General features: G+C 67.8%; 24 protein-coding genes and 1 tRNA gene. 14 read left to right on the top strand and 11 right to left on the bottom strand.

Going from position 1 to position 20,137, the window contains the following annotated elements:
• Positions 1 to 10: 10 nt before the first annotated feature.
• Entirely contained in the window at positions 11 to 679 is a 669-nt protein-coding gene (locus NDI76_RS11990; RefSeq protein WP_310924316.1) for a PHP-associated domain-containing protein, read from the top strand.
• A gap of 42 nt (positions 680 to 721) precedes the next feature.
• Here NDI76_RS11990 and NDI76_RS11985 read toward each other — a convergent pair whose 3' ends face one another.
• A complete protein-coding gene (locus NDI76_RS11985; RefSeq protein WP_310924315.1) occupies positions 722 to 1,144 on the bottom strand; it encodes an Lrp/AsnC family transcriptional regulator in 423 nt (140 codons plus the stop codon).
• A gap of 97 nt (positions 1,145 to 1,241) precedes the next feature.
• Here NDI76_RS11985 and carA point away from each other — a divergent pair, with 97 nt between their 5' ends.
• The 4 genes from carA to NDI76_RS11965 all read left to right on the top strand — a co-directional run bounded on the left by carA (position 1,242) and on the right by NDI76_RS11965 (position 5,422).
• On the top strand, positions 1,242 to 2,321 hold the full coding sequence (gene carA, locus NDI76_RS11980; RefSeq protein ID WP_310924314.1) for a glutamine-hydrolyzing carbamoyl-phosphate synthase small subunit: 1,080 nt from the start codon (positions 1,242 to 1,244) through the stop codon (positions 2,319 to 2,321).
• Positions 2,322 to 2,516: 195 nt separating this feature from the next.
• Positions 2,517 to 3,287, top strand: coding sequence for an enoyl-CoA hydratase/isomerase family protein (locus NDI76_RS11975; RefSeq protein WP_310924313.1), 771 nt, complete (start codon positions 2,517 to 2,519; stop codon positions 3,285 to 3,287).
• On the top strand, positions 3,288 to 4,451 hold the full coding sequence (gene pdhA / locus NDI76_RS11970; RefSeq protein WP_310924312.1) for a pyruvate dehydrogenase (acetyl-transferring) E1 component subunit alpha: 1,164 nt from the start codon (positions 3,288 to 3,290) through the stop codon (positions 4,449 to 4,451). It begins immediately after the preceding gene.
• Between the two features lie 2 nt (positions 4,452 to 4,453).
• Positions 4,454 to 5,422, top strand: coding sequence for an alpha-ketoacid dehydrogenase subunit beta (locus NDI76_RS11965; protein ID WP_310924311.1), 969 nt, complete (start codon positions 4,454 to 4,456; stop codon positions 5,420 to 5,422).
• 53 nt (positions 5,423 to 5,475) lie between these two features.
• On the opposite strand, the gene NDI76_RS11960 is transcribed toward NDI76_RS11965, so the two are convergent.
• Both NDI76_RS11960 and gatD read right to left on the bottom strand, forming a co-directional pair.
• Positions 5,476 to 6,432, bottom strand: a complete 957-nt coding sequence (locus tag NDI76_RS11960) for a GNAT family N-acetyltransferase (protein WP_310924310.1) — start codon at positions 6,430 to 6,432, stop codon at positions 5,476 to 5,478.
• Between the two features lie 154 nt (positions 6,433 to 6,586).
• Complete coding sequence (gatD, locus tag NDI76_RS11955; protein ID WP_310924309.1) at positions 6,587 to 7,840, bottom strand: Glu-tRNA(Gln) amidotransferase subunit GatD; 1,254 nt, start codon at positions 7,838 to 7,840, stop codon at positions 6,587 to 6,589.
• Positions 7,841 to 7,939: 99 nt separating this feature from the next.
• Here gatD and NDI76_RS11950 point away from each other — a divergent pair, with 99 nt between their 5' ends.
• Complete coding sequence (locus NDI76_RS11950) at positions 7,940 to 8,437, top strand: hypothetical protein (protein WP_310924308.1); 498 nt, start codon at positions 7,940 to 7,942, stop codon at positions 8,435 to 8,437.
• A 10-nt stretch (positions 8,438 to 8,447) separates the two neighbouring features.
• On the opposite strand, the gene NDI76_RS11945 is transcribed toward NDI76_RS11950, so the two are convergent.
• Entirely contained in the window at positions 8,448 to 9,119 is a 672-nt protein-coding gene (locus NDI76_RS11945; protein ID WP_310924307.1) for an ArsR family transcriptional regulator, read from the bottom strand.
• A gap of 60 nt (positions 9,120 to 9,179) precedes the next feature.
• Complete coding sequence (locus NDI76_RS11940; RefSeq protein ID WP_310924306.1) at positions 9,180 to 9,878, bottom strand: DUF1405 domain-containing protein; 699 nt, start codon at positions 9,876 to 9,878, stop codon at positions 9,180 to 9,182.
• A 191-nt stretch (positions 9,879 to 10,069) separates the two neighbouring features.
• Here NDI76_RS11940 and gpmI point away from each other — a divergent pair, with 191 nt between their 5' ends.
• The gene (gene gpmI / locus NDI76_RS11935; protein WP_310924305.1) at positions 10,070 to 11,584 is read left to right on the top strand and encodes a 2,3-bisphosphoglycerate-independent phosphoglycerate mutase; all 1,515 of its coding nucleotides are present in this window, start codon (positions 10,070 to 10,072) and stop codon (positions 11,582 to 11,584) included.
• A 10-nt stretch (positions 11,585 to 11,594) separates the two neighbouring features.
• Here gpmI and NDI76_RS11930 read toward each other — a convergent pair whose 3' ends face one another.
• Positions 11,595 to 12,260, bottom strand: coding sequence for a TVP38/TMEM64 family protein (locus NDI76_RS11930; RefSeq protein WP_310924304.1), 666 nt, complete (start codon positions 12,258 to 12,260; stop codon positions 11,595 to 11,597).
• A 296-nt stretch (positions 12,261 to 12,556) separates the two neighbouring features.
• Between NDI76_RS11930 and NDI76_RS11925 the strand changes: the two genes are divergently transcribed.
• Positions 12,557 to 12,919: a DUF5830 family protein gene (locus NDI76_RS11925; protein ID WP_310924953.1), complete on the top strand. Its 363-nt coding sequence runs from the start codon at positions 12,557 to 12,559 to the stop codon at positions 12,917 to 12,919.
• 52 nt (positions 12,920 to 12,971) lie between these two features.
• On the opposite strand, the gene NDI76_RS11920 is transcribed toward NDI76_RS11925, so the two are convergent.
• Positions 12,972 to 14,150: a DUF7115 domain-containing protein gene (locus tag NDI76_RS11920; protein WP_310924303.1), complete on the bottom strand. Its 1,179-nt coding sequence runs from the start codon at positions 14,148 to 14,150 to the stop codon at positions 12,972 to 12,974.
• 131 nt (positions 14,151 to 14,281) lie between these two features.
• Here NDI76_RS11920 and NDI76_RS11915 point away from each other — a divergent pair.
• Positions 14,282 to 14,436, top strand: a tRNA-Met gene (locus tag NDI76_RS11915).
• A gap of 105 nt (positions 14,437 to 14,541) precedes the next feature.
• Here the strand turns inward: NDI76_RS11915 and NDI76_RS11910 are convergent.
• The gene (locus NDI76_RS11910; RefSeq protein WP_310924302.1) at positions 14,542 to 14,940 is read right to left on the bottom strand and encodes a hypothetical protein; all 399 of its coding nucleotides are present in this window, start codon (positions 14,938 to 14,940) and stop codon (positions 14,542 to 14,544) included.
• Between the two features lie 511 nt (positions 14,941 to 15,451).
• Here NDI76_RS11910 and NDI76_RS11905 point away from each other — a divergent pair.
• Both NDI76_RS11905 and NDI76_RS11900 read left to right on the top strand, forming a co-directional pair.
• The gene (locus tag NDI76_RS11905) at positions 15,452 to 15,880 is read left to right on the top strand and encodes a type IV pilin domain-containing protein (protein WP_310924301.1); all 429 of its coding nucleotides are present in this window, start codon (positions 15,452 to 15,454) and stop codon (positions 15,878 to 15,880) included.
• Between the two features lie 8 nt (positions 15,881 to 15,888).
• Positions 15,889 to 16,377: a type IV pilin domain-containing protein gene (locus tag NDI76_RS11900; protein ID WP_310924300.1), complete on the top strand. Its 489-nt coding sequence runs from the start codon at positions 15,889 to 15,891 to the stop codon at positions 16,375 to 16,377.
• A 119-nt stretch (positions 16,378 to 16,496) separates the two neighbouring features.
• Here NDI76_RS11900 and NDI76_RS11895 read toward each other — a convergent pair whose 3' ends face one another.
• The 3 genes from NDI76_RS11895 to NDI76_RS11885 form a co-directional block, all read right to left on the bottom strand.
• Positions 16,497 to 16,685, bottom strand: coding sequence for a DUF8178 family membrane protein (locus NDI76_RS11895; protein ID WP_310924299.1), 189 nt, complete (start codon positions 16,683 to 16,685; stop codon positions 16,497 to 16,499).
• Positions 16,686 to 16,747: 62 nt separating this feature from the next.
• Positions 16,748 to 17,329 carry a DUF1684 domain-containing protein gene (locus tag NDI76_RS11890; protein WP_310924298.1) on the bottom strand — a complete coding sequence of 194 codons (582 nt, stop codon included), beginning with the start codon at positions 17,327 to 17,329 and terminating at the stop codon, positions 16,748 to 16,750.
• A gap of 131 nt (positions 17,330 to 17,460) precedes the next feature.
• Positions 17,461 to 17,742 (bottom strand): DUF8028 family protein, encoded by a 282-nt coding sequence (locus tag NDI76_RS11885; protein ID WP_310924297.1) that lies wholly within the window; start codon positions 17,740 to 17,742, stop codon positions 17,461 to 17,463.
• 390 nt (positions 17,743 to 18,132) lie between these two features.
• Here NDI76_RS11885 and NDI76_RS11880 point away from each other — a divergent pair, with 390 nt between their 5' ends.
• The 3 genes from NDI76_RS11880 to NDI76_RS11870 all read left to right on the top strand — a co-directional run bounded on the left by NDI76_RS11880 (position 18,133) and on the right by NDI76_RS11870 (position 20,123).
• A complete protein-coding gene (locus NDI76_RS11880; protein ID WP_310924296.1) occupies positions 18,133 to 19,119 on the top strand; it encodes an asparaginase in 987 nt (328 codons plus the stop codon).
• Positions 19,120 to 19,187: 68 nt separating this feature from the next.
• Positions 19,188 to 19,802, top strand: a complete 615-nt coding sequence (gene cmk / locus NDI76_RS11875; RefSeq protein WP_310924295.1) for a (d)CMP kinase — start codon at positions 19,188 to 19,190, stop codon at positions 19,800 to 19,802.
• 36 nt (positions 19,803 to 19,838) lie between these two features.
• On the top strand, positions 19,839 to 20,123 hold the full coding sequence (locus NDI76_RS11870) for a DUF8072 family protein (protein ID WP_310924294.1): 285 nt from the start codon (positions 19,839 to 19,841) through the stop codon (positions 20,121 to 20,123).
• The last annotated feature ends 14 nt before the right edge of the window (positions 20,124 to 20,137 follow it).

Here is a 20,137-nt window from a genome sequence, read left to right as displayed (position 1 = left end):
CGAACGGGTCGTGTTCGCCGTCGACCTTCACACCCACTCTCGGTTCTTCCACTGGTCGCCCGGCCGGCCGACGCGCTTCGACCCGGTCGGTCTCTCGCTGTCCGCTATCGCGGGCCGCCTGCGCGGACTGGACGCCGTCGCCGTAACGAACCACGACTACGCCTACGCCTCACAGCGGCGGTTTCCGACGATTCCGGGTATCGAGGTGTCGACGACGATGGGACACCTCCTCGTCGTCGGCCCCGACCCGCCGAGTCGGACGCGAGCGGGGGAGTTGACGCCCGCAGAGGTCGTCGACGAGGCGCACGACCGGGGCTGTGCGGCCGTCGTCGCCCACCCCTACCGCAACAGCAGCCTCCGGGACACCGAGGCCGACTTCGACGCCGTCGAACTGAACGGAAAGAACCCCGAGCACGTGGTCCAGACGCGTGAACTCGCGGAACGACTCGACCTGCCGTTGACCGGCGGCAGCGACGCGCACTACCCGTTCGAGATCGGACGGGCGTACACGCTCATTGACGCCGACGAACTCACGCCCGCCGCCGTCGCCGACGCCATCCGTTCGGGCGAGACGGAGGCCGTGGTGAACCTCAACCGGTTCGAGGAGGAACTCGACCGGGCGTACACCCGCATCCACCACGCGAAGGGCGCGATGGACGGCGGGTCGAGTCCGCAGTAGCGGCGAGACGCTAGAACTGACGGCTCGACAACTGTTCTGCCGCTACGGACTGCGTCCGAGTCGCTCGTCGAGAATCAGCCGCGTCTTCGTGCTCTTGACCTCGTCGAGTTCGCGGGCTTGCGTGATGAGTTCGTTCACCGCGCGCGTGTCCGCGGCGTCGACGACGAGCACCACGTCTTCCTCGCCCGATACCTGCCAGACGAAGTCCACCTCGTCCCACTCGGCCATCAGTTCGGAAATCTTCGTCGTGTCGACGTCCACCTTGACCGACACCTCGATCATCGCTTTGATGTTGCCCGTGCGGGTGGAGACGGTGAATCGCTCGATGACGCCGTCGCTCATCAGGCGTTCGACCCGGTTTCGCACCGTCCCCTCGGACGTTTCGACCTGCTCGGCTATCTCTGTGTACGGGGTCCGCGCGTCCCGCCGGAGGATGTCGAGAATCCGTCGGTCCAACTCGTCCATGTCTCCACTGCCGCCCGCACGGACTTACCGATTACGAAATTCGTAACTCAGCTTCGAAAGCAACATTTATAGACCCGGCTTCCGTGTGTTTCTCGTAATGTCGGACGCCTACTTGGCTCTGGAGGACGGCCGCGTCATCGAAGCGCGCGGTCGCGCTCCGGGACGCACACGTGGCGAACTGGTGTTCACGACCGCGTACACGGGATACGAAGAGAGTCTCACAGACCCCTCCTACGAGGAGCAGGTCCTCACCTTCTCGTACCCCCTCATCGGAAACTACGGCGTCCGAGAGGAGCGGTTCGAGTCCGACCGGATTCACCCCCGCGCCGCCATCGCCCGCGAGTTCACCGAGGACGTCGTCGAGTGGTTCGAATCGGAAGACGTGCCCGCCATCGACCACATCGACACCCGCGACCTCGTGACCGCCGTGCGCGAGGAGGGTGCGATGAAGTGCGGTATCGCCGTCGGTGACGACGCGACGCCCGAGGACGCGAAGGAGGAACTCGCGCAGTGCAAGGGCATGAGCGAGCACACCGAAATCGGCGCGCAGGTCAGCACCGTCGAGCACGAAACCTACGAGGGAGGTGGCAAAACGGACGTCGCGCTCATCGACTGCGGCGCGAAGATGTCCATCGTCGACTCGCTGACCGCACGCGGCGCCGACGTCCACGTCCTGCCGCACGACACCGACGCCGAGACGGTCGAGGAACTCGACCCTGACGTGCTGTTCCTCTCGAACGGGCCGGGCGACCCGGCGAACTTCACGCAGGCACAGGCGCTCGTCGAGGAGTTCGTCGGCGAGGTTCCCCTCGCGGGCATCTGCCTCGGCCAGCAGGTCATCGCGCGCGCCCTCGGCGGCACCACCGAAAAGATGGCGTTCGGCCACCGCGGCGTCAACCAACCCGTCCGCGACCTGAACACCGGCAAGGTCGTCATGACCACCCAGAACCACGGCTACACCGTCGACGAACCCGGAGACCTGAACGTCACGCAGGTCAACGTCAACGACGACACCGCCGAAGGACTGGAGAACGACGACCTGAACGTCATCACCCGTCAGTACCACCCCGAGGCCCACCCCGGTCCCAACGACTCGCTTGACTTCTTCGACGACGTCCTCGGTATGGCCGGCGTCGACGCCGGCGAGGGCGGGACACGAGTCGCCGCCTCGGACTGAGGGTCGTCTCCCTCGGCTGAGACGCCGTCCGCGGCGCAGTCCCGCGTTTTGATTTTCGAGGACGATTTCTCCCCCCTAACGGACAGTCTCCCACACCAGCGCGCGGATTCGTACACGGTACGTCGGTTCCAGTTCCTGCTACCACCCTATACATTCATGGTAAAACGTGTCGTTTAGAACAGTCGAACCACAGCCATGCACGTCGAATTCGACCACCTGTCCGTCGAGAAAGAGGGGAGTATCGCCCGGATCACCCTCGACCGGACCCAACGGCTGAACGCCTTCCACTACGACGCGGTGCGCGACCTGGACGCCGTCTCCCAGTTGCTGGCCAGCGACCAGGACCTCCGGTTGGTCACCATCGAGGGGGCCGGCCGAGCGTTCTGTACTGGCATCGACCTCAAAGACCTCTCGGCCGACGAGATCGACATGGGCTACCATCCCCCGTGGGAGCGAGCGCTGCGTCGCTTCGAGACGATGGAGCCGCTCGTCCTCTGTCTGATTCACGGCTACGCGCTGGGCGGCGGCTTACAGCTCGCGCTCTCGTGCGACATCCGCGCCTGCACGCCCGACGCGAAACTGGGCCTCCCGGCCATCAACGAGAGTATCATCCCCGGGCTCGGGACGTTCCGTCTCCCCCGGTACATCGGCCTCGGGCGGGCGAAGCGGATGGTCATCCTCGGCGAGAACGTCGACGGCGAGGAGGCCGAACGAATCGGCCTCGTCGACCACCTCGTCTCGGCGGACGAAATGCACGAGGAGTTCGAGGAACTGGTCGACCGCTACACGCGGGTCAACTCACAGGGGGCGCGCCTCTCGAAGCAGGCGATGCTGACCTGTTTCGACCAGGATTTCGACGCCTTCCTCGACCGCTATCTCGACCTCCAGACAGAGGCGATGACGGGCGAGGACTTCGAGGAAGCGACCAGCGCATACGCGGAGGACCGGGAGCCGGAGTGGTCGTAGATGGACGGTGAGCCCCCGTCCCGCCCGCCGCCGCGGGTGAACACGGCGGCGGGCGTCGAACACCTCTCGCAGGCCGACCTGCGGGTCGAGACCCATCAGGTCGTGACCGCGGAGGGGACGGTCGAGGCGTCGCGCGTCCCCGACCTGACGGACGCGCAGTTCCGCGACCTCTACCGGTGGCTGGTGCTCCAGCGAACGTTCGACGAGCGGGCGACGAAGCTCCAGCGCCGGGGACAGTTGGGAACGTACGCCTCCGGCCGGGGACAGGAGGCGAGCATCGTCGGGAGCGCCTTCGCCCTCGCGGACGACGACTGGATCTTCCCCGCGGGGCGAGAGGCCGCGGCGCTGCTCATGCACGGCGTGTCGATGCGCGACCTCCTGCTGTACTGGCGCGGCGTCGAGGACGCCTCGCGGATGGAGGGGGCGAACGTCTTCGGCGTCGCCATCGCCATCGGGTCGCAGATGCCGATGGTCACCGGGAAGGCGTGGGGCATGCAACTGGCCGGAGACGACGCGGTCGCCGTCGGCTACTTCGGCGACGGGGCGACGTCGACCGGGGCGTTCCACGAGGGGGTCAACTTCGCGGGCGTCCTTGGGGTCCCGGCAGTATTCTACTGTCAGAACAACCAGTACGCCATCTCCCTCCCGTTCTCCGAGCAGACCGCCGCCGACACGGTGGCCCAGAAGGCGCTCGCGTACGGCGTCGACGGCGTTCGAGTCGACGGCAACGACGTTCTCGCCGTCTACAACGCGATGTCGACGGCTCGAGCGCGCGCCCGCGACGGACGCCCCGTCCTCGTCGAGAGCGTCACCTACCGCCGCGGGGCGCACACGACCAGCGACGACCCCACGCGGTACCGAGAGGAGGAGGAGGTCGAGTCGTGGGCGGCCCGCGACCCGGTCGACCGCTACCGCACCTTCCTCGCGGACCGCGACCTGCTCGACGACGTCGACGAAGCGGCCGTCCGCGAGGAGGTCGACGAGATGTTCGACGAGGCGGTCGCGGCCGCCGACGACTACCCGCACCGCGACGTCGACGAGATGTTTGTCCACCTCTACGAGGAGCCGACGCCCGAACTGGCCCGACAGATGGAGTGGTATCGCGACTTCCTCGACGACCATCCGGAGATGGACGAGTACGTCCACCAGCGGGAGCGCGGGTGACGATGCCCCGCGAAACCATCGTTCAGGCGGTCAACGACGCGCTCCACACCGAGATGGCGGCGGACGACCGGACGCTCGTCTTCGGCGAGGACGTCGCCCGTTCGGGCGGCGTCTTCCGGGCGACCGACGGTCTGTTGGAGGCGTTCGGCGAGGAACGGGTGCGCGACACGCCGCTGTCGGAAATCGCCATCGTCGGGGCGGCCGTCGGCCTCGCGACCCACGGCTACCGCCCGATTGTGGAGATCCAGTTCTCCGGCTTCCTCCCGCCGGCGTTCGACCAACTCGTCTCGAACGCGAGCCGCATCCGCTGGCGAACCCGCGGACGACTCACCGCGCCGATGGTCGTGCGGACGCCGTACGGGGCGGGCGTCCGGGCGCTCGAACACCACTCCGAGAGCCTCGAAGCGGCGTACGCCCACGTCCCGGGGCTGAAGGTCGCCATCCCCTCGACGCCCGCCGACGCCAAGGGATTGCTCACCTCGGCCATCCGCGACCCCGATCCCGTCCTCTTCATGGAACCGAAGCGGGTGTACCGGTCGTTCCGCGAGGAGGTCCCCGACGGCGAACACACCGTTCCGCTCGGCGAGGCCGCCGTTCGCCGGGAGGGAGCCGACGTGACTGTCGTCTCGTGGGGAGCGATGATGCACCCGACCCTGGAAGCCGTCGACAAACTGGGCGTCGACGCCGAGGTAGTCGACCTCCGGTCGATTTCGCCGCTCGACCGCGAGACGCTGCTCGCGTCGGTGAGGAAGACCGGCCGCTGCGTGGTGGTCCACGAGGCGGCGAAGTCGGGCGGGTTCGGGGCCGAGGTCGCCGCAACCGTGGCGGAGGACGCCCTCCTCTACCTCGAAGCGCCGCTCCGACGGGTGACCGGCTTCGACGTCCCCGTCCCGCTGCTCTCGATGGAGGACTACTACCCGCCCCAGCCGCCGCGGATCGCGGCCGCTATCGAGGAGACGGTGGAGTTCTGAAGCCGGACGGTCCGTCCTCCCGCGTCGACGGTCGGTCTTCCGCCGTCGGCGAACTACCGACGGCCGTCCCGACGCCCCGTCCGCTGCTCGGGGTTCGCCAGCGACTCGTCGGTCAGGTCCGCCGCCATCACGAAGTCCGGACCGTCGGCGATTTCGGTGCGCACCTCCGCGACGTCGCTGACGTGGCGGGGTGTCTCGGGGACCAGCAGGCGGGTTGAGTCGACGCCCCGCGCCCCCGCGTCGCGGGCGACGGCGTCGAGGAGCGACCGACAGGCGGCGCGGTCGTCCCACTCGCCGACGCCGTAGACCGCCACCCGCTCTGCCGATTCCCCGCCCGTCTCGTACTCCCGCACCCTGAACGCCATCCCGCAGGTCCCGCCGTCGTCAACGACGAACAGGCCGTCCGCGCTCGCCGCCTCCCGGAGCGTCTCGCGGGCGAGTTCCGAGAGCGCCCACGACTCGACCGGCGACATCGCCAGGCCGCGGAGGCGCGACCGGGCGTCGCTGTCGGTCCAGTAGCGCCACGCGGCCGTCGGGTCGTCGTGGACCGGGAGGTCGGGGGCTGCGCCGGCGTCCGGTTCGGGGTGGACGAACCGGAACTCGGTCGCGGGGTCGAAACCGTTGGCGCGGGCGTGACCCAGCCCCATCACGTTCCAGCTGAACACCATCCCCCGAGCGACGGTCGCGCCGCGTTCGCGGGCCCACTCGAACCCCGCCCGACTCAGCTTCGACCCGACGTTCCGGTCGCGCACTCGCGGAGCGACGCGTAGCCCCTGTCCCCACGCCTCGTCGTCGGTGAGCATGACGATCTGGCTGAGGCCGACGGCGGCGTCGCTCTCGTCGCACGCGACGAACGTCCGTCGCCGCTCGTCGTTCGCCCGAACCCACTCCTCGAACACCCGCGGGAGGTAGTCCTCGCGGCCGTGACCGCTCCAAGTGTCGCTGGTGAAGTCGGCGACCGCCGCGGCGTCGTCGAGTCGGGCCTCCCTGATTCGAATCTCGTCCGTCACCCGTCGAACTCCGTCGTCGGCTTCGGTTCGTTGGCTTCGGCGTTCACGGCCGCCGTTCGGACCGGCGGCGGCTAAACGTTGTGCCGCGGTGGCACGGGGAAGGCGGACGAGAAGAGCGCCGGAGGGACGCGAAGAGCCTCGAAACGGTCGAACGCTACTCCCACGGTACCGACCGCTGCGTCAGTTCGCCGGCGAGGGACCGCTCCATCGCCTCGGCGGGGTCCGCGAGGTTCGCCAGCGCCCACATGAGTTTCACCTTCGCGGTGCCGGGTAGGGTGTCGCCCGCCTCGACGACGCCGGCGTCGAGGAGGTCCCGACCGGTGTCGTACACCCGGTCGCAGACGCGACCCTCGATGCACTGGGTCGTCATCGCCACGACGGTACCCGACTCGACCAGTTCTTCGAGCACGGGCACGAAGTCGGTGTGGACGTGGCCGAGGCCGGTCCCCTCGACGACGAGGCCGTCGAGGTCCCGCCCGCGGAGGAACTCGGCGTAGGCGTCGAGGTCCATACCGGGCGTGAACTTCAGGAGGTCGACGTTCTCGTTCAGGTTCGGTGCGAGGGAGAACTCGGTCGCGCCGCGTTCGGCGTGGTCACGGCGGAAGGTGACTTTCTCGGACTCGTAGTCCACCTCGCCCAGCGGGTTCGCGCCGACCGTCTCGAAGGCGTCCCGGCGGGAGGTGTGGTTCTTGCGCACGCGCGTGCCGCGGTGGAGGGCGCAGACGTCGTCGGACTCGGAGCCGTGCATGCACACCATCACCTCCGCGCAGTCGGCCGTCGCCGCCTCGACGGCGCAGACGGCGTTCATCACGTTGTCCGAGGAGGGACGGTCCGCCGAGCGCTGACTACCCGTGAACACGACCGGGACGGGCGTGTCGACCACGAACGACATCGCCGCCGCCGTGAACTGCATCGTGTCGGTGCCGTGCATGACGACGATGCCGTCCGTGCCGGCCTCGATTTCGTCCTCGATGGCCTCGGCGAGGTCGCGCCACACGTCGGGCGTCATGTTTTCGGACAGGATGTTGGCGACGACGCGCCCGCGGTAGTTCGCCCGTCCGGCGAGGTCCGGGACGGCCCGGAGTACGTCCTCGGCGTCGAACTGTGCGGTCACCGCGCCCGTGCGGTAGTCGACGGTGGAGGCGATGGTCCCGCCCGTCGAGATGAGCGAGACGGTCGGCAGGTCGTCGTCGAAGGCGATTTCGGAGGTGCTCGACTCCGACTGGGCCTCCTCGACGTCGTACACGCCGGTCTCCAACACGTCTACCTCGGCGTCCGCGCGGTCGATACCGACGTTGTAACCGCCGTCGAGTTTGACGACGAGATGCTCCGGCGTCGACGACGGCATCAGGACGCCCTCGTTCGTGACGCCCGCGCGGTCGACGCGGACGCGGTCCCCTGGGTTCATACCGCGAGGTACCGCCGGACCGGACTTGAAATCTCCCTTTCGTCGGGAGCGTCGGAGGGCGGCGCAAGACCCATACCCTCGGCGCGCGCACTCGTAGCCATGCAACGGACCGACGAGAGGGAACGAGACGCCGCCGAGTTCTCGCTCGACGCCGAGTCCGACGACGGGTGGACCGGCGGAGCGTCGGCACCGGAGGCCGATTCGCGCTCCTCGTCGGGCCGCCTGGGCGGGGTGTTCTCGCCGAAACTGTTCCTCGGGGTCCTCCTCGCGTCGGCCGCCGCCGCAGTCCTCGGAAACGGCATCCCGGTCATCGGTCTCTTCGGCGGTCTCCTCGGTCTGCTCGCCGTCGGGTTCGGTGTCGGCCTCCTCGCGAGCGAGCGCCGGTACCTCGAAGTCGGAGCGGCCGGGGCGCTCGTCTCCGGCCTCCTGTTGGTGCTGAGCACGATGTTCTCCTTTTTCGTGCCGTTCGCCATCGACCTCGTGGCGCAGTACGGACCGGCCATCGCCGGCGCCGGGGCGGGCGCGGGTCTCCTCGCGTCGGTCCTCGGCCACTACCTCGGCCGGGACCTGCGCGACGGACTGACGCGGGAAATCTGAGCCTCGTCCGCTACGCCACGGTGCCGCCGGCGACGACCCAGCCCTCGCCCTCCTCGCGGACGAGGAGTCCGCGCTCGGCGAGTCGGTGCACCGCATCGTCGACGGCCTCGTAGGGGGCGTTGAGTTCGCGCGCGACGCCCTCGACGGTTCCTTCGCCGCGAGCGACGGCCGCGAGCGCTTCCGCGTGGAAGCGGCTGTCGGCGTCGGCGCCGATGCGGTCGTTCAGGCGGTCGAGGACGCTCGTGATGCGACCGTGCACCCAGCGTTGCGCGAGGGAGAGTTCGTTCTCCAAGTCGTCGAGGTGGCCGAGTTCTCGCGCGAGTTCGTCGAGGTCCTGCGCGTCCTCGGCCGGGATGTCGAAGGAGAGATGCGGACACCGGCCGCTCATGTCGAGGTTCGGGCTCGCGGGGTAGGCGCTCTTCGCCCCGAAGCCGTACGGGGAGACGTTCACCTCCAAGCGCAGGTTTCGCGTGATGCGGAAGTACTTGCGTCGCTGGTCGTCGGTTCGGCTGTCGATGAGACCGGCTTCCTCCAGTTTCCGCAGGTGGTCGATGACCGCCTTCGGACTCACTCCGAGGTACTCGCTTATCTCGGTGACGTAGCAGGGCTTGTGCGACAGCAACCGGAGGATGCGCCGCCGGTTCTCGTTACCGAGTAGGTCTAACAGTACCGCGGAGTCCATAACCACAGGTAAATCACGGGACGTGATGAGGTTTACTGACTGGCCGGCCCGGAATCGGCCTCACCGCTCGGCCGTCGCGCCCGCCGACGCCCCCTCGTCCGCTCGGTCGAACATCCACGCGGCCAGCGCCACCGACCCGAACGATAATGCGATAGTAATGCCCGCCAGCAGCGCCCCGGCCTCGTAGCGGAGCGGCGGGTAAAAGCCGAAGCCGTAGTCGTACACGTCGTTGACGAGTGCCAGCGCCAGCGCCAACGCCAGCGCGCCCGTCGTCGTTTTCCCGTAGTAGGGGATGGCCACCGCCTCGACGAGGAAGAACAGGTGCGTCAGCATGATGCCCCAGTACTCCCACAGCAGGTCCGGCGTGAAGCCGAAGTAGAGGTCCGGGCGGAGGTTGAGCGCCACAGCGGTCCAGACGCCGTACTTCACCAACCAGACGAACGCCAGCGTGTGGATGACGGCGAGCAGGTCGTTCGTCGGCGCGTCGGTCACGCGCCGGCCGACGCGCGGGGCGAGCGTGACGAACGAGAGCGTCGCCAGCGCCAGCGCCGTCGGCGAGTCGCCGAACAGGGGGTACAACAGAGAGCTGACGTCCGCGAGCGACGGGTCGGAGTGGACGTAGAAGCTGACGCCGAGGAAAAACGCCGAGGCGTTGACGAGGAGGAGCCACCCGAGGCTGGGTCCGTTGCCGAGGTAGTACTGCACCCAGCGGTCGGGGACGGGGCGTTTGAGCGTCCGTCGCGAGGAGCCGTCGGCCATCGTCTCCTCCCACGACGGGGGGTCGAAAGAAGGTGTCGCGTTCGCCGTTCCACCGTCCGCCGTCTGCGAGCTGCGAGCCGCGAACCGCGAACCGCGACCCGAAGGCTGCGGTCGAGACCCGCCCGAACGACCGTGACCGACCGTCCGCGCCAAACGAAGCCTAGTTACCGCTCGCGGCCGTCGCCCCGGACATGCAGGCTGCGCTCGTCATCCTCGACGGTTGGGGACTCGGAGACCACGACAGACGCGACGCGGTGAAGGCGGCGGACACGCCGAACTTCGACCGCTTCGCGGCGGCCGGCGCGTACGGGACGCTCGACGTGTCGGGGCGGAAGGTCGGTCTCCCCGAGGGGCAGATGGGCAACAGCGAGGTGGGGCACCTCAACATCGGCGCGGGTCGCGTCGTCAAGCAAGCGTACACGCGAATAGAGGACGCCATCGCCGACGGCTCCTTCTTCGAGAACGACGCCTTGGAGTCCGCGTTCGACCACGTCGAGGGGACGGGCGGCCGCGTCCACTTCATGGGTCTCGTCAGCGACGGCGGCGTCCACTCCGAGCAGGGCCACCTCCACACGCTCGTCGAGATGGCGGCCGACCGGGGCGTCGAGGCCGTCACGCACGCGTTCATGGACGGGCGCGACACCGACCCGCACGGCGGCGAGGACTACCTCGCGGAACTGGAATCCGTCGTCGACGACCACGGCACGGGCGACGTGGCGACGGTGTCGGGGCGGTACTACGCGATGGACAGAGACCGAAACTGGGAGCGCACGCGCCTCGCCTACGACGCCATCGTGAACCGCGAGGCCGACCACGAAGTCGCCTCGGCCGTCGACGCCGTCACCGACTCCTACGCCCGCAGCGACACCGATGAGTTCGTCGAACCGACGCTCGTCGAAGGGGGACCTGCCCTCCACGACGGCGACGCCGTGGTCTTCTTCAACTTCCGACCGGACCGGGCGCGACAACTCTGTCGGATGCTCACGAACACCGAACCCGAGTGGGAGTTCGACACGAACGCGCCGGAGATTCGCCTCGTGACGATGACCGAGTACGACGAGACGTTCCCGTTCCCAGTCGCGTTCCCCCCGCACGAACCGCAGGATACCCTCGGCGAGACGCTGTCGACGGCCGGAAAGACGCAACTCCGCCTCGCGGAGTCGGAGAAGTACGCGCACGTGACGTACTTCCTCAACGGCGGCCGCGAGGTGGAGTTCGAGGGCGAGATCCGGAAGATAGTCGAGAGTCCGGACGTACCGACGTACGACCTGAAGCCGGCGATGAGCGCCGAGGAACTCACCGACACCGCTATCGAACTCGTCGAGTCCGAGGACCCCGACGCGATGGTGCTGAACTACGCCAACCCGGACATGGTCGGGCACACCGGCGTCTTCGACGCCGCCGTCGCCGCCGTCGAAGCGGTGGACGCGCAACTCGGTCGCCTGGTCGAGTCGGTGCAGAACGCGGGCGGGCACGTCCTCCTCACGGCCGACCACGGCAACGCCGACGACATGGGAACGCCCGAGTCGCCGCACACCGCGCACACGACCAACCCCGTGCCGCTCGTGTACCTCACGCCCGACGGCGACGACGGGGGTCGAATCGTTCGCTCGGGCGGGTCGCTCTGCGATATCGCGCCGACGATTCTCGAACTGATGGGCGTCGAGCAACCCGAGGCGATGACCGGGCGGTCGCTACTCGAATAGGGGACCGCGCTCAGACCGCGTCGCCGTCGTCGACTCGTTCTCCCCGTTCGTCGTACCACTCGTACAGCACCGGCGCCGCCAACAGCGCCGCGGCGAGGAGGGCGGCGGCGACGAGACGGACGTCGACGACGCCCCCGAGGTCGCCGGCGGCGAGCGTTTCGGCGGACGCGCCGGCGAGGACGCCCGCGACGGCCCACGGAACCTCCCCGATGGCCGTCCCGAAGGCGAAGGCGCCGAGGGGGACGCCCGCCACGCCGGCGCCCACGGAGACGACGTCCGAGGGGGCGGGAACCAGACGGCTGAGGACGACGCTCCGCACGTCGCCGGTTCGCTCGACGAACGACTCGCCCGCCGCCGCGAGGCGGCCCGTCCGACCGTAGCGTCGGGCGAAGAGGTACGGCGGAACCGAGGTCAGAACGATGAGCGCGAGGGCGAAGGGGAGACCGGCGAGACCGAATCCGAAGCCGACGACGACGGCGAGAAGCGTCGTCGGCCACGCGAGGAACGGCCGGACGACGGCGAGTGCGAGCGTCGCGGCGACGAGGCGGACGGGGTCGGCGACGACCCACGCCGCGTGCGAGAGCGCCGCGTCGGGCGAGAGGAGGACCGCGGCGGCGGCGACGACGGCGAACGCGAGGCCGACCGCGACGCGGGAGTCGACGCGAGGTCGCTTCATCGCACGCCACTCTCGCACGCGGGGCTATACGCCTTGTGCCCCGCGGACGTCGACGGTCTCGACAAAGCGATTCGACCGCGGTGCGTTTTTGTCGGTGCGCCGCGCACGTGCGGGCGAACGCCGTGGGGAACGACCGAGAGACGCAGTCGGATCTGTCCGCCTACGCCGGGAGCGGCGGCTCCGCCGGCGACGAACGCGGACACGGAAACGGAGGCGAAAGCGAGGGTGAGACTGAAGGGGAGAATGACGAGGCGGCCGAGCGCCGTTCCTCCGAGTCGGCCCCGCCGGTCGCCGAGTTGGACCGGAGCGAGCGAATCGAACTCGGCGTCGACCTGCTCGCGCATCTCGAAGCCGACGAACTCTCCGTCGCCGAAGCCGTCGACCGCATCGAGACGGTGACGACGAACCCGACGCTCACGAGGGAGATTCTCGACGCCGCGGAACTCCGAGGGGTCATCGAACGCGAGGAGGGTCGCATCTTGACCCGCCGCGGTGGGACGTTCGTCCGCTTCGACAGCCAAGTCGTCCGCCGCGAGGGGGAGTTCACCTGCCGGCGCTGCGGCGCCGGCCTCTCGACGGGCCACTTCGTCCGCTTCGAGTCGGGCGAACTCGGGCCGTTCGGCTCCTCGTGCATCGAGAAAGTGCTCGGCCGGTCGTAACGGGCGACACCGGGTTCGGGCGCGTCCCCGACGGCGGTCCAGCGACCGCGACTTAGCGACCGCGACGCAGTTCCTCGATGAGTTGCTCGACGAGCGCCCGCTGTTCGCGTATCTCCTCGCCCTGCCGCTCGACGGTCGCGCGCAGTTCGGCGAGTTCCTGCGCGACCCGCTCGTTCGCGTCGGCGGCGGCCGACTGAAACCCCGACCCTTCGAAGCCGTCCTCGCCGGCACCGGCGGCTTCGTCGCGGTCGGCGTCGGACTCGCGGTCGGGTTCGAGTTCGGGTTCGGTGTCGACGCCGACTCCCTCGCCGACCGACGCGGCGGCGGTCTCCGAGGCGTCGCCGGACCCGGCGGCGGGTGCCGACGCCGCCCGAATCGGCGCCTCGACCGGTCGGGCGACGCCGCTCGCGTCCGCCGAAAGCTCGGCGGCGGCCTCGACCGATTCGGCCGATTCGGACGGTCCGGTGCGCGTGGCGTTCGCTGGAGCGTCGGTCAGTTCGGCCGGATTGGCGCTCAGCGGTTCGGGGCCGTCGCCGAACGAGACGTTCTTCGCGTCCGCCGACTCCCCGTCCGTCGCCGTCGTCTCCGCTTCCGGTTCGGCCGCGGCGCGGAGTTCGTCGAGCGAGTCGACCCCGCGGTGGGCGAGGAGCGCCGATTCGAGCGTCTCGCGGAGCTGTCGAGCGTCCTCGTTGGGCGCCTTGAACCGCTCCTGTCGGCCGTCGACGGTCAGCACGACCGACGTGGCGACGCTGCCGCCCTCGAACTGGAGGTCGGTCACGTCGTCGAAGCGGTACTCCTCGAAGTCCTCGTCCCACAGCGACGCGCCGATGTGCTTGACGACGCGCCCGCCGGCGACGACCAGCGTGAGTTCGCTGAAGCGGAACAGCCGTTCGACCGCCTCGTCGTCCGCGAGGATGCCGTTGGCCTTTAGGACGCCTTCGAGCATCGGCTGGAGTGCCCGAGCGAGATGCTTGTTGGAGAGCGCGACCGTCCGCTCGCCGTCGAGACCGTAATCGAGCGCGACCTTCGTCTTCCGCCGGCCCTCGGAGAGGGCGACCCGTTCGGCTTCGTGCGGGTACTCCTCGACCGTCTCGTCGGAGAGCAGCCCCTCGGAGCGGTAGACGAGAGTTCGGGTCGGGGTGACGTACAGTTCGTCCTCCCCGCCGAGGGCGACCCGAGCGACCACGGGTTCGCCGTCGAGGGCGGACTGGACCATCTGCGGTTGACTCATACGGGGAAGTATTCGTCTTAGCTGATAAATCCGCGGGTGGGTTCGAACCTCTCCCGTGCCGCGTGGTGGCATATCTGTCGGCCGGTTCAGATGAGAAGGTTAAAGAACTTCATCGGACTACGAAAGAACGAGCCCGGGTGGCTTAGCTGGACATAGCGCCGCACTCATAGGGTTTCTGAGATTCGGTGCGGTACGCCTTGGAAGCCTCCGCCCGCTCCCGAAGAGGCCCGCCGAGCCTCAGACCTGGGACATGCGGAGATCGTGGGTTCGGAGCCCACCCCGGGCATTCCTCAAATTTTCCGAACACGGACGGTACGAGTTTGCAGCGACGCCGCTCGCCGAACGTTCTTCGATCCGCTTCGAGAACTCGCCGAAACAGTCAGTCAGTTCTTCAGGCTCGCGTCTCGGGGTTGGATTTGGTCCCGACCGCCGAATCATCCTCCGCGGGCGACGTCGACGATACCGTCGGACGCGACTCGAAGACGGCCGCGCCCGGTATCTCCCGCTGGTTCCGCTCCCGTTCGTCCGGGAAGATCACGTCGAGGGCGGCCAGGAGAGCGAACCCGAACGCGGCGCCGACGGCGGCGGCGACGACGCCGCCCTCGCCGACTCCCGGGAGGCCGGACAGTCGGTCGGCCGCCCCGCCAACGTTGAGGCCGACGACCACCGCGAGCGTGGCCGGAAGGAAGGTGATCGCGATCGGAAGGAGGCCCAGATACGCGACGGCGAGCAGGGCGTTCCGAACGGGCGACTCCACTCGCATTCCGGGGACCGAATCCGTGAGTGGCATAGTTCTACGTAAACGCATCGCCCGGTAAGTATTCCGGCACCGGACACCGGCAGGTCCCCGTCTCCGTGCTTCGGCCCCGGTTTCGGGAGGAAAATACGCTCGGTACTAACGCGCACGGGCGCAGCACGGCGGTACCCGTCGTACCGAACGACCGTCCCCGGAGGCCGCCGCGACGAGTCGACCGCCGACACCGAGACGCACGCGCGAGGACCTTTACCTTCCGTTCGCCGCGGCCGGTTTGTTCGATAGGTTCTGTCTAGCCTTCCCGTCGCCGTCGAGCGAACGACTACCCCATCTTAAACACTATTTAAACGGGATATTAAGCCACTAACTCGTATATGACTGTTTTGTTATGGAGACCTTTAGATTTAAGTTACTGTAGTGAGTGGAGACTGGTAGACACGCCGCGACAGGGATGGGATTGGTGGCCGCCCGCATCCGGTCGGTCGCCGGGGGGAAATACGAGAGCCGCCGACTCTTCTGTCGTCGGAGTGTGTCCGAACAACCAACCATGAAACTGAAACAACTGTTCACGGACGACTCCGCGGTGTCGCCGGTCATCGGGGTCATCCTGATGGTCGCCATCACCGTTATTCTGGCCGCAGTTATCGGCACGTTCGTCCTGAATCTGGGGGGAAGCGTATCGCAAACAACGCCGCAGGCATCGTTCGGGTTTGACTACAATACGTCAAATGGAAACGTCACTATCACCCACGAATCGGGTAGCTCTATCGAGAGCGACCGCCTTACTACGAAAGGATTCTCAGTCACTGGTCAAGATTGGAACGAAACCTACTCTGACCAGAGTGTCAGTGCTGGAGACTCTGTGAACCTCCAAAACTCTGACGGCTGGTCCGGCGAGACCGTCCGTGTCGTCTGGAGTTCCGAGAACAACGAGAACTCCGCGACGCTGAGCGAGAGTACGGCTCCCAGTAACTAAAACCGCAAATGAAACTGAAACAACTGTTCACGGACGATTCCGCGGTGTCGCCGGTCATTGGGGTTATCCTGATGGTCGCTATCACCGTCATACTGGCCGCCGTCATCGGCACGTTCGTCCTGAATCTGGGGGGAAGCGTCTCCCAGACGACGCCGCAAGCGTCGTTCGGATTCAACTTTGAGGATGGCACGACGGATAACGTCACCATCACTCACGAAACTGGTGCCACGATTCCGGCCGATCAACTCAGCTTAAAGACCGATGTTGGTGTTGACGTGTACCTTCCGGGAAGCGCTGCCGAGACTGGCGACAACGTAACCCAGTCCGAAGCGTTCACTGATACCGATGCGTTCAGCGAGGGCGCGAGCGTCAGCGCGGGCGACACGCTCATCGCTGAAGGGAGCGACCTCAAGGGTGGGACGTTCCGCGTCGTCTGGAACGCAGAGACCGGCGAAAGCTCCGCCACGCTGTCGGAGTACACCGCGCCGAGCAACTAACCGCGACCGTCCCTTTCCTTTATTGACGCAACATCGCCGAGCGACAGCACTACGGAATCCGAACTTCACAGCAACAGCTCAGAGCCTGCTGTCGGAATCCGAAAATCGAACGACGATTCTTAGACCGGACGGCCGTCGCCGGAGGTACCGAGCAGATACGTCCCCGCCGTGAGGACGACGGCGGCCACCGCCAGCAGGTACACCGAAACGTTGCCGGCGTTCGCCATGAGGCTCGGGAAGAATGCGAGCGTACCGACGACCATCAGCACCAGACCGACGAGCGCTTTCTTGCTACTGAGCAGTCCCATGGCTGTCCCTGCGGAGGCGCCGAATATGTGTATTGCGCTTTCGTCTCCCGATTCTAGGACTATTAATTGGTACTGTTCCAGTCGCGTTCGCCCGCGGCGACGGCCACGTCGAGCCAGTTCTCCTCGGGCGGGAGCGGGCAGGCGAACGTCTCGCTGTACGCGCAGAACGGCGTGTAGGCGAGGTTGAAATCGAGGACGATCGTCTCGCCGTCCGCGAGCGGTTCGTCGGGGTGGAGTTCGATGTACCGCCCGTTCCGGTAGCTCTGCTGACCGGTCGTCTTGTCGCGGAAGGGGACGAACACCGCCTCGTCGTCCTCGCGTTCCTGCTGGTAGCCGTGCAGTTCGACCGCCTCGCCGCGGAGTTCGAAAGAGAAGGTGACCAGCCGGAGGTACCGCACCTCGTTGCCCGCCGTCGTCTCCATCGGTACGGGTTCGGGGTCCTCGTGAACGCTGACCGTCGCCTCGACGCGCGCGTCCGGGTTCGGGTCGAAGTAGTCCAGTCCGTCGAAGGCGTCGCGCTCCTCGGGGGGAATCGGCGACTGCGGGTGCGACCCGAAGAAGTCGTTCTTCTCCTCGCGCTTGCGCCGCAGTTCGTCGGCGTACGACTCGGGGTCGACGTCCGCTGAAGCGTTCTGCTCGGTCATGTCGCCGTCTACGGCGTCTGCCCCGGTACCTCTGACGGTTTCGGCGCGGTTGCTCACGGGGAGCAGGAGAACGAAAAAGGAGGCGGGCGGCGAGAACGGAATGCGGCGGTTGGAGGGCCGAATCGGTTCGGTCAGCCGTCTCCTCGGTCGCGGCTGTGACCGTGCCCGACGACGAGGGCGGCGGCGTTGAGCGCGAGAAGCGACCCGAACACCGTCGCCTGCTCCCCGTGGACGCCGCCGTACAGAAGCGGCATGTAGAGGAAGGGCAGGGCGACCGCCAGCCAGAACGCGGCGAACTGGACGGGATACGCGACCACCCTCAGTCCGAAGCGGAGGGCGTTCGGGGTCGTCTCGAGTACTTCGCGGAGACGGACGACGTGCTTGCGGGGGACCGTGGATGACGAGTTCGACATTATCTGTGTCACACCTCACATGTCCGAAAGGCAGACACTCATATTAACCCGTTAGAGCGTTCGCGTCAGTTCGGAGAATTTCAGCGGAACTGTAACAGTATCGGCACTGTTCCAAACTCGACAAGAACTCTCTAAACAGTCTTTAGGTCTTTCTTACTAGTTTTCTTATGAAACAGTCTCTAGTAGCTTACATTATTTAATACAGTTATTTGTGAGGCGATTCCCCGCGCCGCCTGCGGTCGGTCCGCGCCTTCCTGTCACCCTTCGGGGAGCGACGGCACGTTCGACCGGCGACGCCGCGCGGTCGCTCTCCCCGGCCATCCCTCTTCCGGACCCGACCCGCTGGCCGGTGCGAAAGAGGTAATCGGCGGGGGACCGTCGTCGCGGCCGATGCCTACGGTACACGTGGTCGGATGCGGCGGAACGATAGCGAGCGAACCGGCGGCTGACGGGGCTGCTCCGGCGAAGGCGGGCGAGGAACTCGTCGCCGCCGTCCCCGACGTCGCCGAGTACGCGGACCTGCGCGTGACCGACGTGGGGTCGCGCCCGGGGTTCGACATGGACTTTTCTGTCGTGGCGGCGGCCGCCGAGGCGACCCGTGACGCCGTCGCCGACGGCGCGGACGGCGTCGTGGTCACGCAGGGGACGGACACTATCGCCGACACCGCGTACGCACTGGACCTCGCGTGCGACGTCCCCGTCCCCGTCCTCGTCACCGGGTCGCAGCGCCGGTTCGACGAACCGGGTTCCGACGCGCCTGCGAACCTCCTCACGGCGGTGCGGGCCGCGGTCGACGACCGGTTCGCGCCCGGCGTCCACGTCGCCTTCGACGACGAACTCCACGCCGCCCGCGACGCGGTGAAGACGCACACGAACGCCCTCGATACGTTCCAGTCGCCCGGGAAGGGTCCGGTGGCGACGTTCACCCGCGCGACGACCCGCCTCCACCGTGACCCCACGCGGGCGACCTCGGAGACGTCGCTGCCGGACGGGACGCTCGACCCCGACCGGGACGCCGCCGACTACGCCGACGTCCCCGTCGTCCACTCGGGAACCGGCGTCGACGGGTCGTTCCTCGAACGGGTCCTCGACGGCGCCGACGCCGTCGTCGTGGAGGGTACCGGACTCGGGAACGCGACGGGGCCGCTGGGAGATACCGTCGCCGACGCCGTCGAGACGCTCCCGGTGGTCGTCTCCTCGCGGTGTCACGCCGGGCCGACCGAGGCCGTGTACGGGACGGCCGGCGGCGGCGTCACCCTCCGGAGCCACGGCGTCGCCTACGCGGGCGACCTCTCGACGGCGAAGGCGCGGGTGAAACTCGTCCTCGGCCTTACCGCCGGCCTTTCGCGGGAAGCGGTCGAGGCGACGTTCGAGTGAGGCGCCGCCACGCGGAGACGGGTCGGTTCAGCGGGTTTTTGTGCCCGTAGAGAGTGGGGCCGAACAAGATGCTGGAGGAGAGTCCCACGCCGAGGCGGTCAGTCGATAGCAACCTGTTCATCACCGTCTCCGGCCCGCCGGGGTGCGGAGCGACGACGCTCTGCGAGGGACTCTCGCGGTCGCTCGACTGCGGGTACGTCTCCGGAGGCGACATCTTCCGCGAACTCGCCGAGGACCACGAGATGTCGCTGTCGCAACTCATCGCGAAGGCCGACGAGAAAGACGACATCGACCGCGCGTTGGACAAGCGCCTCCGCACTATCGCCGAGCAGTGGGGGACGGCGAACAAGGCGTTCATCCTCGAATCCCGCCTCGCCGGGTGGCTGGCGGGCAACCGCGCCGACCTCCGCATCTGGCTCGACGCCCCCGAAGAAGTCCGCGTCGACCGGACCCGCGACCGCGAGGAGATGGAGGCCGAGATGCGCGTCCGCGAGGTGAGCGAGGCGGGCCGCTACGAGTCCTACTACGGCATCGACGTCAGCGACCAGTCGTTCTACGACCTCCGGATAAACACCGCCCGCTGGAGCCCCGACGCCCTCCTCGAAATCGTCCTCACCGCCGTCGAGGAGTACGAGGCCGGGAGCGACGAGGGCGCGTTCCGGACGCCCGACGTCGAACTGTAGCGACACCGCTTTTCCTCGACGCCGCCTTCGGTCGGCATGGCGGATCTCAACCCGGTCGCAAAGCGAATTCACAACGTCTCGCCGACGCCCGTCCGCCTCACCCTCGACGGCGGCGACTCGGCGGTGTACCGGATGCACAGCACGGAGTTCTTCCAGCGGGAGTTCCAGGCCGAGGGCGAACGCCTCGACGAGGCGGGCGCCGCGTACCGACTCGTCACCACCGAGGACGCCGAGTCGGTGCTGCTCGGGCGGAAGGGGCCGGACGAGGAGGGGTGGACGATGGTCGGCGAGGTGACGGCTGCCGAACGCGTCGAGGAGTAGTTCTCCCCTCGAAC

This window comes from Halogeometricum sp. S1BR25-6, assembly GCF_031624495.1.
Taxonomy (GTDB): Archaea; Halobacteriota; Halobacteria; order Halobacteriales; family Haloferacaceae; genus Halogeometricum; species Halogeometricum salsisoli.
The sequence above is the reverse complement of the archived record's forward strand: the minus strand, read 5'-3'. Positions and strand labels throughout refer to the sequence as shown.